Source organism: Pseudoalteromonas sp. NZS100_1, assembly GCF_015864285.1.
GTDB classification, from domain to species: domain Bacteria; phylum Pseudomonadota; class Gammaproteobacteria; order Enterobacterales; family Alteromonadaceae; genus Pseudoalteromonas; species Pseudoalteromonas arctica.
In genome coordinates this window covers 1-1988 of the sequence record NZ_JADYXN010000072.1, presented here as the reverse complement: position 1 = coordinate 1988, position 1988 = coordinate 1, and the positions used below count along the sequence as shown (strand labels likewise).

Below are 1988 nucleotides of genomic sequence, written 5' to 3'. Positions count from 1 at the left end.
TTTATAGATGCTAAATATAGCGTTAGTGATTATATCAACGGATATTACAACAACGTTAGGCCGCATCATTATAATGCCGGTTTAGCGCCAAATGAATCTGAGGTTAGATATCAAGATTCTAAAACTGTGGCCAAATTTTATTGACCACTACATACACATAAACGGCATCAAAGTCAGCTGAAGTACCATCTAATTGATTTGGTTTAAAATTGATGGAACCTTTAGACCAAGGTGAAAAGTCAGGTCTATAATTTAAAAACTGAATAGTTACTATCTAATAGGTGTTTGATTAATCTTCTTTGTATGGAAAGGCTCCGATAAATAAGGGGTCTGGTGAAATAGTTCGATTGACTTTTTCTGGGTTATAATTAAAGTCGTATTGTAGGGTGACCCATTTAGCAGAATTAATATTCTTTCTTTTAGCAGCTTCAACAACCAAATCAATAAAGGAGTTTGAATATGACATATTGTGTATTAAAGATGTTATATCGGTATCTTGAAAATCAAAGCACTCACCTTCTTGACTTGATATATCATAATAACCTACACCGCAAAGCTCCTGTAAAACGTCAGTCTCTTCGTCATTAGTCAAAGGTTCAATCCCTAACCAGACAGAAACAATACCTTCCTCTTCGAAACCTTGTTCATAATAATCAACTTCATTCGAGTAATCTACTTTAGACACTTGATATTCCTTTATTGATGAAAACCTTCTGGTAAGCCATTGTAACCGCCTTCGATCCATTTTTCAGCCCACGAGAACATATTTTTTTTATAATCATCTAAACTATTAGAGTTTTGAATTATCTTTTGAAGCTCATTGTGTACGCGTTTAGAGTTTGGGGATTTTGAACCTTTTAAGCCAGTTGAATGCTTCCACCCCTTGGCTAACCCACCTTCGTTCAAGGCTGAGATTGATATTGCAAAATCATTCTGTACTTGCTTGGCATTAACTCCCCACTTACTCCACTGAGGCGCTTCTACAACCATTAAAAACTCGTGATTACCGCGAGCTCCTCTAAGGCCATCAGAAATTTTACTTTTTAGGGCTTGTTTTTTATACATTTCGGCTAACTCTTCTGGTGTTCTGGAGTCAAACCACTTATTGAAGCTTCCTGAATCGAATGTCGGGATATCACTAACTTTCAAATTTGAAAGATTGAATTCTTTTTTACTCTCAACCCCTTTTAAATCATTTCCTTTAGGCGCATCTAATTCATTCGCAACGCTCTTTTTAGGTTTACCCACAATACCGGTGCTTTTCGGTGGTTCGAATTCATCAAGGGCTTTGTTTACGCGACTGCCAATTTCACTGGCTGCGCCTTTAACGCCTTGGTCTATTTTAGGTGCTATTTCATCAAGCTGTTTAATGGTTGCTTGCATACCGTCTATGGCAAGCTGTGGCAGCAGTAGGTCGTATTGCCAACTTGTTGATATTTCGTGAAGCGTATCGCGCAGGCCTTTTATAAAGGCTTTTACTTCGCTGGCTGCTTGTTTACCTAGGTCTTGCCAGTTGATTTTGCGTAAATACTGAACAGGGTCGCCTTTGCCTAGCTTGCGTAACACTGCAATTGCGGCTTCTATTGTGTCGCCGCTGTTTTTAATCACCACTTTACCGACGCTTTTTTACATTGGAGTATTGAGGTATTTATATTAGAAATAATAGGCCAGGGCGCTAATGTCTAAACAAAGCGCCCAACCAACATCCGTGTTGTTAAAGAGCGGGTTACATTAATATTTAATGTGTTTGAACAGCGGTTATTACTTCTTCATCATCATTATTATCGCGCTCAAAGTTTAAGTTAAATTGACCTTTACGCGTAATGGTAAAAATAGCGCGTTGCCAATCTTCAACTTCATTTTTAATAGCATGGTCAAATAACGTTTTAAATAACTCAGTTATATTTTCAGATACAGCAATTGCATGCTGTGTATCGTCATCTGGTTTAATAAAGAGTGCTTTGCATTTAAGTATATTGTTGTTTTCG

The 1988-nt window shown here is 37.5% G+C and carries 3 protein-coding genes and 1 pseudogene; 1 reads left to right on the top strand and 3 read right to left on the bottom strand.

The window, feature by feature from the left end:
* Window positions 1-144 (top strand): annotated as a pseudogene (locus tag I6F66_RS20515) (IS3 family transposase); the annotation flags it as partial.
* A 145-nt stretch (window positions 145-289) separates the two neighbouring features.
* Here the strand turns inward: I6F66_RS20515 and I6F66_RS20510 are convergent.
* The 3 genes from I6F66_RS20510 to I6F66_RS20500 all read right to left on the bottom strand — a co-directional run.
* On the bottom strand, window positions 290-685 hold the full coding sequence (locus tag I6F66_RS20510) for an immunity 22 family protein (RefSeq protein ID WP_165729584.1): 396 nt from the start codon (window positions 683-685) through the stop codon (window positions 290-292).
* Between the two features lie 11 nt (window positions 686-696).
* Complete coding sequence (locus I6F66_RS22645) at window positions 697-1611, bottom strand: hypothetical protein (RefSeq protein WP_368668201.1); 915 nt, start codon at window positions 1609-1611, stop codon at window positions 697-699.
* Window positions 1612-1738: 127 nt separating this feature from the next.
* Window positions 1739-1988, bottom strand: a 250-nt coding sequence (locus tag I6F66_RS20500) for an immunity protein YezG family protein (protein ID WP_197209662.1), incomplete at its 5' end; no start/stop codon positions are given.